At 39.0% G+C, this 16,103-nt stretch carries 11 protein-coding genes, 1 pseudogene and 1 riboswitch; of the genes and pseudogenes, 2 read left to right on the top strand and 10 right to left on the bottom strand.

What is annotated here, in order from left to right:
* Positions 1–4 precede the first annotated feature (4 nt).
* Both AC1EKL_RS05550 and AC1EKL_RS05555 read right to left on the bottom strand, forming a co-directional pair.
* Positions 5–2,320, bottom strand: a pseudogene (locus tag AC1EKL_RS05550) (family 78 glycoside hydrolase catalytic domain); the annotation flags it as partial.
* Positions 2,310–3,473: a glycoside hydrolase family 28 protein gene (locus AC1EKL_RS05555; protein ID WP_480188812.1), complete on the bottom strand. Its 1,164-nt coding sequence runs from the start codon at positions 3,471–3,473 to the stop codon at positions 2,310–2,312. The gene AC1EKL_RS05555 and the pseudogene AC1EKL_RS05550, both read right to left, overlap by 11 nt.
* A gap of 227 nt (positions 3,474–3,700) precedes the next feature.
* On the opposite strand from AC1EKL_RS05555, the gene AC1EKL_RS05560 reads away from it, so the two are divergent.
* The gene (locus AC1EKL_RS05560) at positions 3,701–4,567 is read left to right on the top strand and encodes a helix-turn-helix domain-containing protein (RefSeq protein ID WP_480188813.1); all 867 of its coding nucleotides are present in this window, start codon (positions 3,701–3,703) and stop codon (positions 4,565–4,567) included.
* Between the two features lie 138 nt (positions 4,568–4,705).
* Here AC1EKL_RS05560 and AC1EKL_RS05565 read toward each other — a convergent pair whose 3' ends face one another.
* From AC1EKL_RS05565 to cls, 6 genes are all read right to left on the bottom strand, one after another.
* The gene (locus AC1EKL_RS05565; RefSeq protein WP_480189974.1) at positions 4,706–5,719 is read right to left on the bottom strand and encodes a LacI family DNA-binding transcriptional regulator; all 1,014 of its coding nucleotides are present in this window, start codon (positions 5,717–5,719) and stop codon (positions 4,706–4,708) included.
* Between the two features lie 215 nt (positions 5,720–5,934).
* Complete coding sequence (gene uxaC, locus AC1EKL_RS05570) at positions 5,935–7,356, bottom strand: glucuronate isomerase (RefSeq protein WP_480188815.1); 1,422 nt, start codon at positions 7,354–7,356, stop codon at positions 5,935–5,937.
* A 23-nt stretch (positions 7,357–7,379) separates the two neighbouring features.
* Positions 7,380–8,981, bottom strand: a complete 1,602-nt coding sequence (locus AC1EKL_RS05575; RefSeq protein ID WP_480188816.1) for a tagaturonate epimerase family protein — start codon at positions 8,979–8,981, stop codon at positions 7,380–7,382.
* Positions 8,982–9,274: 293 nt separating this feature from the next.
* On the bottom strand, positions 9,275–11,278 hold the full coding sequence (locus tag AC1EKL_RS05580) for a mucin-binding protein (protein ID WP_480188817.1): 2,004 nt from the start codon (positions 11,276–11,278) through the stop codon (positions 9,275–9,277).
* 183 nt (positions 11,279–11,461) lie between these two features.
* Positions 11,462–12,754: a C1 family peptidase gene (locus AC1EKL_RS05585; RefSeq protein WP_480188924.1), complete on the bottom strand. Its 1,293-nt coding sequence runs from the start codon at positions 12,752–12,754 to the stop codon at positions 11,462–11,464.
* A 44-nt stretch (positions 12,755–12,798) separates the two neighbouring features.
* The gene (cls, locus tag AC1EKL_RS05590; RefSeq protein WP_480189975.1) at positions 12,799–14,265 is read right to left on the bottom strand and encodes a cardiolipin synthase; all 1,467 of its coding nucleotides are present in this window, start codon (positions 14,263–14,265) and stop codon (positions 12,799–12,801) included.
* Positions 14,266–14,382: 117 nt separating this feature from the next.
* Between cls and AC1EKL_RS05595 the strand changes: the two genes are divergently transcribed.
* The gene (locus tag AC1EKL_RS05595; RefSeq protein WP_480188819.1) at positions 14,383–14,508 is read left to right on the top strand and encodes a hypothetical protein; all 126 of its coding nucleotides are present in this window, start codon (positions 14,383–14,385) and stop codon (positions 14,506–14,508) included.
* A 55-nt stretch (positions 14,509–14,563) separates the two neighbouring features.
* Here AC1EKL_RS05595 and AC1EKL_RS05600 read toward each other — a convergent pair whose 3' ends face one another.
* Together AC1EKL_RS05600 and AC1EKL_RS05605 are read right to left on the bottom strand one after the other, a co-directional pair.
* Complete coding sequence (locus AC1EKL_RS05600) at positions 14,564–15,274, bottom strand: TatD family hydrolase (RefSeq protein ID WP_480188820.1); 711 nt, start codon at positions 15,272–15,274, stop codon at positions 14,564–14,566.
* Entirely contained in the window at positions 15,274–15,852 is a 579-nt protein-coding gene (locus AC1EKL_RS05605; protein WP_480188821.1) for an ECF transporter S component, read from the bottom strand. The genes AC1EKL_RS05600 and AC1EKL_RS05605 overlap by 1 nt, the downstream gene beginning before the upstream one ends.
* Positions 15,853–15,935: 83 nt before the next feature.
* Positions 15,936–16,028, bottom strand: a riboswitch (TPP riboswitch).
* Positions 16,029–16,103 lie beyond the last annotated feature (75 nt).

The following is a 16,103-nucleotide window of genomic DNA, read 5'->3' on the forward strand; positions in this document are numbered from 1 at the left end:
ACCACGCATGAGACTGACTATTTGCATCACCCGAAAGTTTCCAAGCTTCTGGTGTAAAAGTTCTTCCTAATTTAACCTGCTGGGCCCAACCAAAGTCATTAGGGTTAGTCAGCAATTTTAATGCCGCAACGTTGTTGCCATTATCAGTAAGCGCTTTCAAAAGCCAGTGAACTGTCATTGGTCCTTGTTTCATTCCCTGCTGACCAATCCAATCCGCAATTAACTTCCTCGAAGTAACTGGTGCGACATCGAAAGCGACCGCATATGAATTAGCAAGCTGACTGATATGGTCAGATAACCTTCCATCATCAAACATTCCATCAGTGTATAAGCCGTTATCCAAACGAAGTTTACTATTAATTTGATCAATTAAGTTCTGATAAATTGAAGTTAATTTTTCAAGTTGCTTCTTATCCGCTTTAATCACCGATCCAACCTCAACAACGCTCCGGAGAACACTAACTCCCAGAATATTAACAGTTGTCCGCGCGGTAGTTGCCATATCATAGCCAAATCGACTATGAGCTGGCCAATCAATAATTCCGTTTAGCTAAGGACCACTTCCACCGTCAAGACGACTCACTAAGCCCTTTTGAGGACCATCAGTTGCTATATTGCGAATAATATAATCTGCTGTCCGTAATAAATATGGATAAGCACGTTTCATGAAATCAAGGTCACCAGAAACTTCATAGTATCGCCAAACCCAATCAGGGAATAGCTCCGTATAGTCTGGAATATCACGTTTACCATCACCATTTGGATAAACCGAATTGTAACGGCCTTGATCACTACCGGAATTCCAATACCGATCTTGTGATTCCAGAAATTCATTCAAAGCTTGCTTGGTACCCATTCGATCACCAAGTACCGCCATCGTCCCATATGATTCATTCGCCGCATCAACTAGAAATTGTCCTTTTTCACGAGTTGGTGTATCAACAAATTGTTGTTGAACTCCTAGCAGCAATGACCGTTGCATTAAATCCCATACATCATTCAACATTCGATTAGAACTAGTAAACTTGGCATACATATATTCAGGCATTCGACGATGAACAACTATTCCGCAAATATCACCTAAAGAAAAATCTTCATCATCAGGAACTTCAACATACCGACACGCCAGATGGGTAAAAGCCTTAAAAGTTTGTTCACCATCTTTTTCAGTGTAGTAATATGACATATCTGTTCCTTGCGCCGTTACATGGTCAGTAGCAACTCGTCCATCCGCTGTCAATTCATAACCAGAAAGAATGTGTACTACCTTCCCTGCTTGACCGTATTTAAAGTGAACCTGTGGTCGAATTGGATAAACTTTACCAAAATCTGCCACTTGGGTACCATCTGCCGCTTGCAAAATACGTTGTGGATAAATCTTTTCTTCTGTCATCCGCGTCATCAAACCCGTTACCTTTGTAAACGGCTTGGTTGGATGCGTCCCAATTACTGTAGGCTGATCCCAATTTTGATCATCAAATCCTGAAGACTTCCACCCATCATCTTGTTCAGCCATGATGGCATTAAAGTGTTCAATATGATCTCCTTCACCATTTCGTAAACTGGCAGGTTCATAAGGGCCACGCTTTACACGCCAACTTTCATCAGTAACAATCATTTGATGACTGCCGTCTGCATATTTCACATCGATTTTTACCAGAAATCCAGGGATTCCTGCCGGCCGACCCTGTCCATTTCCATACCAGTGGTTTAAAAGACCAACAGTTAGTGACTTTTGGTTACACAAATTAGTGATATCGGTAGCTTGGTAATAACCTTCGCCAGGATAGGCATAAGATAACCCTCGGTCAGCTCGTTGACCATTAATATAGAGAACATAATCATGATTGGCAGCAACATAACTATGGACACTCGCAATTGGTGTAGATTGTAATTGAACTTCTTTGCGGGCAATCGTCCAACGATCACCTTCAATTTCATCTGGTGTAAGTTGTCGATCTAACCACTTAGCTCCGCTCCAACTATTATTACCAATTCCTGTGTCAAACCGATTCCAGTTAGACCATGCAGACGCTAAATCATCATTATTCCAAACTTTAACCCGCCAGAAATAGGTATTCCCTTCTGCCAATTTTTTGCCATTGTATGGAATATGAAGTTGATCACTGTCCAGAACTTTATCGCTATCCCAAACTAGTGCTTCTTCAGAATCCTTAACCTGAATTTGATAAGCTGTTTGTACCTGCTCACTGGCATCACTACGACACCACCAACTAAACTGTGGTATTCCTTCGACATTTAAAGGTGAAATAGAATTATTAACCATTAAGCGGCAAGGAATAAAATTATTATTCATCATTACTTATCCTTTCATTATTAATTTCTAAATGTTGAACATGAGCACCTATTTTTAATTGGCAATCATTATTCTTGCCTTGTACATTTTCCAAAATAACTCGATCACACATCTCCAGGTAAAATAGATCTGTAGGAGCTTTCAGAATTATATTTTTTAAATAAATATTTTGAATCTTACTAATACGCCGTTGATCTTTAAAACCAATAATCTCTACAGATTTCCCTTTAGAAGTTAGTGAATTACCTAAATTATCAACATCATGAGTGTTACCTAAAATTTCACAATCTCTCACAAAAATGTTTTTAAAGACAGGTAACTGGTCGGCTCGTTCTCCATCACTGTTATAATTCACAGAATGCATAAATAAGCTATCGATCTGACAGTGGTCAATATAGACATTGCTTATATATCCACCCCGGGCATTACTAGCTTTCAGTTCAATTCCATTGTCAGTATCAGCAATTAAACATTCACTAATATGGATTTGATTTACTCCTCCAGACTGCTCACTACCAATCGCAAAACCGTGCCCACACGTCATTTCTAGATTAAAAATATTGACGTTGGTAGTTGGAATGTTAATAAGGTTTCCTTCCGGATTTTTACCCGATTTAATTGCAATACAATCATCTGATGTTTGAAAATTGACATCAAAAATGTAGATATTTTGACTAGAATCTGGATCAACTCCACGCGAATCAATCCGAATATTATGAATTGTCACATTCCTTGAGTACAAAATATGAACTGTCCAACTTGAAGGTTGCTTTAAAGTGACTCCCGAAATTGAAAAGCTTTTTGTTTGAATAACGCTAATTAAACGTCCTCTAACCCGACGCCCTGGAATTCCATCCGACAAATATTCTGGATATTTTGTACTGTCAGCAAACGGTAATTCCATTTGGTCACCTAATGCTTGTCCACCACCGATAATTGACCCATTACCAGTAATTTTGACATTATGACAAGTAACGCGTTTTCGATCATCTGAGTCTAAGCAACCAACATTTATCAGGCTCCTAAAGCATAGTAATTCCATACCTTCATATCGGCTCATTACTAAATTTTGCTCGTTAAGCGAATTATGATAATTTACCGTATATTGACGTGGATCTTCGCTTCCCTTTAAAGTCCCATTTACTTCTAATGTCATATCCGACTTTAAGTTCAGCGCCCCAGTAATTACGAACGCGTCTTCAGTAATTTTTTTCGCCCTCTTCCAGGTACAGTTAATAATGAACGTTCGATAGGCATATTGTTCAATTTGTGCCTTGATAGATATCTATACTTTGCATTATAATCTCTAATGAAAGCGATTTCTTTACATTTTTTGCGTGGTTTCTTGCAAAAAATGACATCACTGAAAGGAAGTTTTTTCAGATGTTGTCAAATACGATGAATCATCTTGACCTACCATTAGATGGAACTATTAAATATGACATTGTATGCTTACATAAAAAAACAAATTCTTTTTATAAGATGCCGTTTCATAAGCATACCGGATATGAACTTGAGCTTTATCTATCCGGTCATATCAACTTGATTACTGATCAAGCAACTTATAAAATGCAAAAAAATTATCTGACCTTAATTCCTCCAGAAACTTGGCATCGAACACTATCGCATGATACTTTAGTGCCTTATGAACGTGTGGTTATCAACATCAAACCAGAAATTCTAAAAAGCATTTCTACTCCGCTTACCGACTTAAGTAAGGCTTTTTTTACTGGCAGTGAAATTAACATTGTTAAATTAAATGACGAGCAAGTTAGCCAATATGTGGATTGTTGTCATCAACTAATTCCCATTATTTATAGTCAAGATTATGCAGCAGATATTAAAAGACGTATCCTCCTTGAGAAAATCCTCCTTATTGCCAATTCAGTTTCGCCATTACAGGGCGATCTCCCTGATCAAAATCCTTCACTTATTACAAATATTTTTAATTTTATTGAAACAAATATTGATGGAGATCTTTCGCAACAAGCATTTGCGGATCACTTCTATTTAGACGCCGCATATATTGGACGATTCTTCAAAAGTTATATTGGAATGACATTACACTCATTCGTAATTGAAAAAAGAATTGAAAAAGCAAAAGAGTTATTAATGAGTGGTTGTTCAGTGTCTGAAACGTGTTCCGGATCCGGCTTTAATAATTACAGTAGTTTTATTCGAACCTTTAAAAATCACGTTGGTGTAGCTCCTGGTCAATTTAAAAAGTTATTTCAGATTAGTAAAAAATAAAAACGCAATAAAGTTCTGCGACTGTGAAGTGTCGCTAACTTTATTGCGTTTTTTGAATTTATAATATGCAAAAAATGATATTCAGCACTTAATTTAGTAATCTGAATATCATTTGGGACTTTTTTATACCCTGCTCTGTTAATTTAATCGTTTTACAGATGAACGAACTATTATTTCTGGATTATATACCTGCTTTTCAATATTACCATGATTGCCTTTCATTAACTCGATGAGACGATTTACTCCTGATTCAATAATCTCATCTGTCGGCTTCCGAACAGTCGTTAATGGTGGTGTTAAATATTGAGAATAAGGCATATCATCAAAGCCAATAATTGAGATATCTTCTGGAACTTTATAACTTAATTCGGCACATGCACTAATAGCTCCAGTGGCCATATCATCGTTTTCGCAAATTACGCAAGTTGGATTTTGTCCACTAGACAAAATTTTGCGCATTATCTCATTACCACTTTGTGGACGATAATCACCTCGCTGGATAATTGCCGTTTCGACAGGAATTCCGGCCTCTTTTAACGCTTCTTTAAAGCCGCGCGAACGTTCTTGTGACGAAGTAAATTCCTTTACACCTTCAATTAAAGCAAATCGTCGATGACCCATTCGAATTGCATATTGAGTAGCAATCTTGCTGCCAAGAAAATCATTAATCGAATAATTATTAATCTGATCTGATTGAATATTACGATTTAACACAACCGCAGGGATCTTCTTTTTAGTAATTGATTGAATAAAATTTTTATCAGAATCGGACTGGCTTATGATAATAACCCCATCATAATTTTGTAACGAAATCTGCGGCCCAGCTTCGGCAGCAGAAATACTATTTATAGCAACCGCATATTGTGAAGGAAGCTTTTCTTGTACCTGTGTAATTACTTCCGTCAAAAAACTGGCGGAAGTTCCTGTTTCTAAATTAGTGAAGAAAATGCCGACCATATTTGAATGTTTGGTTACCAGGCTTCGTGCATTGTAATTGGGAACGTATCCTAATTCATCAGCAATTTGGTTAATAAGCCGTCGTGTCTCTGGTTTAACTAAATCACTTCCATTTAAAGCCCTTGATACCGTCGTGTGTGAGACATGCGCTTTTTTCGCAATTGTTTGAATTGTTACCGAGTTATCATTATTCAATTACTAGTTCACCTCTATTTCAATTAATTATAACTTATTATTTGAAAATGATTGCAAACAAAAACAGGATTAACTTCACGTGCATACCAAATGGCCGTTTGGTTTCTCCTGTTTTCAGTCTATTTCTTTTTAGAGGTAATTGAGGGCTAAATATAGATAATCATTATGTTGATCACTTATTATTTTCTATCACCCCCCTTTTGATCTTCGTATACTTAATTTAAGAAGCCAAAATAGTTCTTAGCATTGTAATAGGAAATATCTTGTACAATTTTCCCCAACTTATCAATATTTTCTGGTACTCGTCCCTGTTCCACCAATTTCCCGTAAAAATTACAAAGAACCCGACGGAAATATTCGTGACGAGGATATGATAAAAAGCTTCGTGAATCTGTCAACATTCCTACAAAGTGTGGTAGCAAACTTTGTTGAGCGAAAATTCTTAATTGGCGATCCATCCCTTCGGCAGTATCGTTAAACCACCAACCAGCACCCAATTGTAGACGTTCAACTCCACCATCACCTTGGTAAGAACCCATCAATGTTGCTAATTGCATCCAATCATTACTATTCAACGAGTAGAAAATCGTACGTGGAATATCATTAGTATCTTGCATGTGGCGATATAATTTGGCAATGCTGTCCACAATATCCGGCTGCGTTCCAACCGAATCATAGCCAGTATCAGCGCCCAGCTTCTTAAACATTGGTCGGTTCATATTACGAATGGAATTAATATGGAACTGCATCGTCCAATTAAATTCCGTATTTAATTTCATTAATTGCTCAAGAAGCGCTGTTAAGTACTTATCGACTTCTTCTTGACTCAACTTAGCATTATCAATTCCCTTATTCAGAATTTCATTAACTTCTTCTTTAGAAGCTGGCACGTAATGATAGGTCAACAGCGAGTGATCAGAAAGCCGACCGCCCATTTGATTAAAGAATTCAAACCGTTGATGGAGGGCTTTAATTACATCCGCAAAATTATTAATTTCTACACCTGAAATTTGACTCAACTGTTTTAGATAATCGCCAAATCCATGATCTTGAATGGCAATCAACTTATCAGGGCGCATTGCCGGCAGCACTTTAAAACCATTTTGTTTCTCATCCTTTTTCAAAAGTTGATGATATTTTAAATCTGATGCTGGATCATCTGTCGTACAAACAACCTTAACATTCATGTTTTTTATTAGATTCCGCGGTTTAAATGCGTCCGTCTGTAACATCCGATTAGCCTTTTCCCAGATCATGGGAGCATTGTCTAAATTTAATTCGTTGTTAATGTTAAAAAATCGTCGTAATTCCAAATGTGTCCATTCATAAAGCGGGTTTCCATAAGCATTTTGAATTGTTTTGGTCCATTCAATGAACTTCTGGTATTCATCACCATCACCGGTAATATATTTTTCATCCACGCCATTGGCCCGCATGAGACGCCATTTATAATGGTCCCCATAGTGGTCTTCATTAATCCAGATTCGTGTTAAATTAGGATAATTTTTATTTTCATAAATTTCCTTTGGATTAAGGTGACAGTGAAAGTCAATAATTGGCATTTTTTCCGCATATTCATGAAATAACGTTTTTGCAACATCATTTTCTAACAAAAAATCTTGATTTAATAAGGTCATTATTAATGTTAACCTCCACTCACTTAGTATTCTTTAGAAATATCTGACTTTGGTTCCAAAGCTGCTAATGCTTCTTCTTTATTGGCGTACTTGCCAGTCAACAAATCAATATGTTCTGCCAGATGAATATTTAAGTAGCGATCATAAAGTGCTTGGTTCTTCTTTAAAATGTCCCAGAATTGATCACGAAATACATAGTGATAGTTATGTTGTAAATTCATTAGAGAACCATACATAGTGTGCATAACTTGACGACCATCGTCATCATCAAGAACAAATAGACAGTGATCAACCGTCACATCAGCTGGTTTTGGCGCATTACCATCAGTATGCGCATTGAAAACATAGAATGATGCAACATCATCCAGATGATCATAAGCATAGTGATACATATCAACAAATAGCTGTGGATCTTTATGAGCAATTACCCGACAAGCCTCTAACCAGTGAGTTCCGGCTGTTTTAACATGCCAACCATGTTCCTTAGCAACTTCACCAATGATTGGGTAAACAGATAACTTATCAGAACCAGAGTGGATCGATAGCTTATAGCCAAAGTGTTCCGCAATCTTTTCATGAACAATAAATTCACGTTTGAAGCGGTCTAAATCACCAATGTAATCAATCGCCTTTTGGAATTCACCATAGAAGCGTGGTGCTAATGTTGTTGGCGTAATTCCCCGTCGATGCAATTCATTAGCAAAGAAGTAGTGATTTGGATTAGTAGTTTGGTATGGTGTTTCATCCATTGAGATTTCAAAATCCAAATTATATGGAACCACAAACTTATGATAGATCTTAGCAGCAAATAAAATTGCTCCATAAAAGGTTAGAACAGATTCTTCAACATCGCGCTTTGTAAAGTGAACTTCAGCATCACCAACTTTAAATGTCTTATTTAAATACGTGTCATTGAAGTACTTTTTTTGGTCATCATCAAGTTGATCAAATTGTTTATCAAGCTCTTCATCAGAAAGTTTAACGGCCTTATTATTAATGACTTCAGTACAATCTAAAACAATGGTTGTACAACCAACTTTAACCGCATAATCTACTTCATATTCAGTCTTAACGTGATCGCCTTCGGCACCCCAGCCATAAGTAAATCCTTCATCAAATACGGCCCAAGCAGCAGCTTGGAAAACGTCAGTATTAGTTCGGTGCATCAAAATTAATTCCCGAATTGATTGTTGCGCTAAAACTGGAAAAATATGCTTACCCTTTAAGAACCGCAAGTGCGCATTAGAAGCATTTCCTAATCTGTCACCCAGTCCGAAAGTGTATTTATAATCCCGTCGTGATGTTGGCTTTACCCATGGTAACCTTTTAGCTAGTGCCTTGTAATTATGTTCATTTTGTTCAGCGATGATTAATGACCGATTACCATGATCTAGGCGGTCTTGAGCTTCAAAATCATCAATTGTGCGCTTGTCTTCATATACAACTAACGTTTTTTCCGTATAACCTTGTTCATTGACATGGTGTACATCAAAATAAACATTTCGTTGGCTAACTTGAATCGATGGAACATAAATTTCATTATTACTCAAATTATCAAAATTATGGTTTGCATCAACATCGTCGAAGATTTCTTGGACATTATCTAATAGTTTCTTTAAATTCATTTTTTTGCCTCCAAATTTTCTCTCATGATTCCATAAATGTTCACGTGAACATTTATGGCGAAAAAATTAAGTTGCTGGTGTTATAGCAAAAAAGACACTTAGCTGTAACGTCACAACTTGATTGCACTTTCATAGTAGCACATATTTTTGCACACGTGAAGCATATTAACGAATATTATTAAATAAGGCTACATTTCTATCCAAATATCTAAACCATAAAAATAAAACGGACAGAGAATGTTATTATGCATTCTCTGTCCATTTTCGCTTAATCCATTAAAGGTAGGCCGCAATTATTCATTACGCTTTCTTGCCCATCCGGCAAGGCCAAACATCCCAAGTAAACTAGCTGCTCCGAGCCCAACTAAAGCAACGTTGCTTTGATCGCCAGTCTGTGGCAATTGCTTACTCTGATTATCAGGCTTAATGGTTACTACTGATGAATTCTTTGAATCCTTTGGTGAGGTTGACACGGCAACTTCCCCGGCTACAGATTTCTGTTCATCATCAAGTCCACTAGGTTGTTCAATCGGTTTCGTCGGCTTTGGATCATTAGTTACTGGCGTATCAGCTATCACTTCTACTACCTGTACTGGTGTCTTCTCATCAATGGTAATATCAACACTCCGACCTTGGTCCTTTGTGTGGTAGCCGTCCGGCACCTTAACTGTGGTCTTATCACCATTCTTACCATTGACTGGCACTTCGGCAATGGTCTTACCGTCCGGCGTAGTGAACTTAATGACATTCAAAATATCATTGTCGGAAGTCGTTGGAGCACCCGTTGATGAAACATTCTTTACGACCGCCACCGTAAAGTCATCATGACCATTGGCACCAAAAGTAACACTTGTTGGCAGCTCGGCCCCATCGGCTAGGTGATAACCATCTGGCACCTGAATATGAAGAGGGAACGTTTGATCCGTCTGACCACTGATCGTATCAGTATGAACGATTTTACCATTTTCGTCAACATAGTTAACATGAGTGATTTGATTATTAGCCGTGTAAGTAACATCAATACTTTGATCCTTGGTCCCGTTTGTCACCTTAACCGCATCGATTGAAGTTTGCGAAGGCGTGTACCCAGAAATTTCAGGAACATCCACCTTACGCCAGCTGGTATCATCTTCGGACCAATCACCATAGGTAACTTCACCAGTAACATCATCAACCTTGGCATCACGGTAAATCGTTGCCGTTTGTTTAATTGTATTCTTCTTACCATGTTGATCAGTAATCGTAATCGTCCGCGTCAAAGTCTGATTAAGGTCTGATTCATGAGCCCCTTGAATGATCTTACCAGTGGAAGTCTTACCATCCTTGGCAACTGGATCAGTGTGATCAACTGGTGTTTGATGATGTACCACATAGACCGTTTTTTCAAAGGGATGATCAACCGTATCTGATGTAAAGGTTACACTAGCTGGTACCTGTTCGCCGGTTTGAAGAGCCCAACCTTGTGGAATTTGTGGGGTAATCGTTACAGTACTATTAGTTAGACCACTAATAGTTTGATTATCAACATTATGTGAATGATCATTAGCATCAACATAATGAATTGTTCCAGTTTGTGTTTCTGGTTCGTAATCTACATCGTATTCAATGTCGGCAAGTTTTCCAGAAATATTCTCTAATTTTGGTAATTTTAGATAGGTTTTACCATCCTTAGTATATAGGTCATAACCCATTCCTTGGATATCTGTAACGACGAGTTTCATTCCTTTAAAAGTTGGTAATTCAACATCTTTAAAGAGGTAACCACTAGTTCCTATCAGTTTAGTACCTTCTTTATCCCAGTAAGCTGGTCCCTTACCGTCTCCTGAGAAAGAGTAAGTAGGAACTGACTGTTCATTAGGTTCTAATTTTTGCCCATCGGGTTCAGTAATGTTCACAGTGGCGTAGTGGTAAGTCACAATCGGCTCCATTTTTGGATTGCTTGGTTGTTCTGGATCCTTATTTCCACCCGATACCGGAGTCCATTCAGTGCTTGGTTTCACTGGATCAAATGGCTTTATTTCCGCTTCGGAAGACGTTAGTTGTTCAGGATTAGAAGGTGATTTCAGCTCTAAAGTTTTGGTATTTAAGTTATTCGTCTCACTATTCTGATCACTAGCCGGTGCAATAGTATCCCCATTTTCATTTTGGGCATTGGCACTTGCTGATGTGTGATAGCCCGCAAATGTCAGACCAACTAAAACAGAAGCCACCCCAACAGTTAGCTTCCGCAATGCAAATCGTTGCTTGGTTGTCGCATTTTTTTGCAACATCACTTTTTGATTATGTCTTGATAACATATTTTTCCTCCCAATTAAGTTCCCTTAGTACCATAATTATTACAACATTAATTATACTACACTTAAAGATGAAAGGCGTACTAATTTATATAATGATATATATTTAAAGGCTTAATGTTCAATTCGTGTTAAATTTTTTAAATAATTAATAAATCCCGAGCCAGTTGGTTCGGGATTTTCCATTTATTGAAGCGAATCCCAAGCAGCCAATTTAATTGGCGTTTGGTTCGCAATCTGTTTAATTTCATTCGTCAAATACTTTTTATTAATGACGGCTTCGTACGTATATTGTTCAAACCAGTCCTGACTCATCACAAAGTAACCTTGGTCACCATTTTTCTCACCCCAACTATTTTCAATCTTCCACCGGTCCGGTTGGCCATCAACCAAGTTATAGCCAGTCAGAGTCATGGCATGGGTCACTTCCGCTTGGTGCGTTTCTAAACGTTCTTTTTTACTCATCGTAAAATCAATGCCCAGTAGTTCTTCGCGATGATACAGTTTAGCATCCATCAAGCCGCGTTTCCGATCCATTTGTTGGAGAATATCATTACCAACCCAGATTGTTTCATCATGGTTTAGTTGGTTAATCACCACTTCTTGGAGCTTCTTGAATGGCACGTTTGCAAACTGAATTGGAATCCCACCATTGACATTGTCCTGCGATGGTAATGAATACAATTTTCCATATTCATGGTCTGGTGCATTAGTAACAACTACATAGTCATGCAGGTCAGTCTTAAAATACTGATGGTAGAATTCAAGGGGAGTTAAGTTAGCCTGACGATGATATTGATGGTCATCATCACGATACTCTAGATCAAACTTTGCCGGTGGTTCACCAAAGGCATAGGCACAAGCCCGATAGACATCGCTCATCATCCGTTGTCGGGTTTCCTGAATTTCCTCATTACCGGCTTCTTCATGGACTAGGCGACGAAGTACTAATGCATCCTTCTTCATCAGATAAGTTAGAACTTCAGCAATATCGGTCGTATCTTCAGTATTAAAGGTGTCTGGCATGACATAGTGCGGAATCACTCCATACTTTTCAATAATGGAAGCCGCGTTCGCCCATTGACCGCCATCACTTTCTGCAGATTTTAAATAATAATCAACTAGCCGATCATGCAGATCGCGATCAGCCGTTGCTAAAATGTTATCAAAAAACTTATTGGCTCGTTCGATTCGATCCCAGAAAAATAGATAATTTTGGGATAGTTCAAAATCTTTCACCTTGTGAGTCAAAGCAAACTGGTGACGTAAAGTGTTGAGTGTTGCAAAGGACCAACACCGTCCACTGTGCTTTTGGTTACTAACTTTGCCCGTTTTAACCTCATGTGAAAACACCCGGTGTAAACGCTGGCTCACTGCTGGATCTTCACTGGTGGCTTTAATGCCATTCTTACGGATTGCCCGTTCCAACACTTTGGCTGTTCCACGTGAAACATAATTATCATGAAACTTAGTAATCATTTCCTTCGTGACGACTGTATCCTTATTCATTAGTGATATCTCCTTTATAAAATTGGCGATAACAACCGCGAAGCCGTCTGCTTAAAACGTAACCACCGTGGTTGTTGGGCAAACATTGCTGGTGTGACTACATGACTATGCCGAACATCTTCCATAAAAATTTGTTCAAGCTGATCAGCAGTCCGCGAATCATAAATAAAACTGTTGATTTCAAAGTTTAACTTAAAACTCCGGTAATCAAGGTTAGCAGAGCCAACTGAAGCCATCTTCCCGTCAATCATGACGGTTTTAGCATGCATAAAGCCATTATCATAATAGTAAATCGTAACCCCTTCATTGGCGAGCATCCGTGCATAGTATTGCGTCGCGCGGTAAACAAACGGGTGATCAGGCTTGCACGGAATCATAATCCGGACATCAATTCCTGAATGGGCAGCGACCTTTAGTGCATCAATCATGCTATCATCCGGAATTAGGTATGGTGTTTGAATCCAAATATGGTCCTGGGCCGCATTAATGAGCCGCAAATAGCCAAGCTTAATCGTTTCCAACTGAGTATCAGGCCCACTGGAAACAATCTGCATTGGCGTGGTCCCATTTTCAACCTTAATCGGTGGGAAAAATCGCCGATAGTGCAGGATCTGCTTATCAGTTCCCTGCATTGTGGCGTTCCAGTCACGAATAAATCGTTGTTGAAGCGAATAGACCGTACCCCCAATCAGTCGGAGGTGAGTATCCCGCCAGTAGCCAAACTTTGCTACCCGGCTCAAGTATTGATCACCAACGTTAAAGCCACCAACATAACCAATGCGGCCATCAATCGTGACAATTTTACGGTGGTCACGGTAATTAATCCGGAAGTCAAATAGGTTACTCCGTGTCATTAAGAATTGTGCAGCTTCGCCACCGTTTTCGCGGAGGTGGTTATAAAAACTCGGCTTAACGCCCCGGGAACCCCAAGAATCATAGAGAACCCGTACTTCGACCCCTTCCGCAGCCTTTTGTTCCAGAATCGTCCGCAATTGATTACCGATTTGGTCATTATAAATGGTATAAAATTCGATATTGATACTCTTTTTGGCCGCTTCAATATCTTTAAACATTTGGCGAAATAGCTTGTGCCCGTCATTAAAGATCTCAACATTATTATGTCGGGTAAAAAAGGCATCATCGAGGTTTTGAAACAGCATCACCGTTCGCCAGTAGGTCCGCCGGGTTTGCTTTTTCGGCTTCATCATATTAGCGAACTGCTTTTTTTGTTCTTCAATGGCCTCCGTCAGCTCTAACTGGGTGGCACTTTGAATTCTTTCCATCCGGTGACGGGTCGGCTTTCGCCCGAGAAAGGCGTACGCAATAAATCCAATTACTGGAATGAGCGTCAAAACAAGGAGCCATGCCCAGGTTGCCGCAATATCTCTTTTTTTCCGAAAGACGGTCAAAAGCGCCGCCACTTCATTCACCAGCACAATGATAATGAGGACAACACGAATAATATTCCACGTCAATACCATGCTTGCTGTCCTCCTTTACCCGATAAAATCACTTATAATAATTTTAACGCATTCCCCACGCTGAACCAAACCACTAATTCATGTATAATAGTTCAAAATCAAACGAGGTGGTTATTTATGTTTCCAGAATTTGCCGTCGGTCAAATCCGCGCTTTTCACATGCTGTTTAACCAAAACCCAGTACTGGCCATCATTGTGCTGGTCGCTTTAATTGCCTTAGCCTACTACTTTAAGAATCGTTAATCAAAGGGATCATCACCGAAAGTCACGTTTACGACTTCGATGATGATCCCTTTTGTTAAGCAAAAAACCGCTGCCAATTTTGTTCAATTTGTTGTTCTAATTTGATTGCTGTCATCTTTCTCAAATGAGCAACTTCTGCATATAGGTGTTGCATCGTCTGCCAATAATCAATTTCATCAAGCGGTTTGTTCTGCGCCCAGGAAATTCCTTCTAGGCCATCACTCTCAATAAAAATTCGCTCTGCAGGAACCTGTTGAGCAACATTTTGAACTGCCGAATCATTAAAGACATCCGGCCCCACTGAAAACCAAGTATTAGGCACCGCTAGATACTGTTGTAAGTAATGTTTTGCTGAATACCAGTGAACCAATTTATGCACGGCTGGAAACTTCTGAATCTGCTCCAAAAATCCCCGCTCACAGCCCTTAACATGCAAAACAACCGGTTTATGATCAGTAGCTGCTAATTCCAATTGTTTTTGAAAGACTGGGCGTTGGATATCTAGCGGCACATCTGTCCAGGTCGTATCCAGTCCAATTTCACCAATCACCGAAACCCGTGCTAATAAACCCGTGTCAACCTTTTCCTGCCTTGCTTGCCATGGATGAATGCCATAACTTAATTTTTGTTGAGCATTCGCAATTTGGCGATTTCTTTCATACTCTGCGTCACTTGTCGAACTAATCGTACTTTGCATTTGGTGTTGCTGCTGCACCTGAATAATCTTCTGATGCTCATCGTTATGACAATGAATATCAATTAACATTAACGAACCTCAGGGGACAATGCCCGATCCAGTAAGTTCATAATCAACTTTACAAGCACCCCATCAAAGACTAATGATGACAGTGCTCCCGTAATAAACATCGCAATTTGTAAACTTACACTGAAGTGGTTCCATCCATAAATAAAGTATGAAGGGATAAAGCCACCCAAGTGGGCACCGAATGACCCCAACAGGACACTCCCCCAACTGCACCGTTCATAACGGGACTTTTTCGGAAAGAATCCCAATTCATTCCCGGCTCCTTGAATCAAGCCTTCCATAATCGTCAATGCTCCCCATTGGCCACCAAGAAACATTTCCACCATAGAAGCAATTGTCTCACCAACCACTGCAGAACCAATTGTTGGCACTAAATAGATTGCAATTGGTCCAGCCATATACCACAATCCCGAAAGTACCGTATCAACTAACGGGCCAATGCCTAATGGTGTTAGGAGCAACTTAACGGAGTTATAAACTGTATTAATTAACAGCATATAGATAACTCCAAAAAGGATCCCTACCAATGCTACTCGAATAACCGATGCTAAATTCCAATGTGTATAACGTTTAAACATAAAAATCTCCTTTGCATACTAATAACGTTAATACTTAAAAAGGCTCCCCCATCACGGAGAAGCCATTATTGGATATTTTACACATCAAATAATTGCTGTCTCCCTCCGCTAGTATTAACTAGATCAGGTTCTATGGGTATTTCTCAGCTAACTAAATAGCACCCCAGACAGGTTCACTTTTTTACAGGGACGATCATACCACATTACGGAGCCGAAAAAAAGGAGGGGAAAAGAACTAGCTTGTCTAGTTC

The organism is Limosilactobacillus sp. C0001E2 (assembly GCF_056590915.1).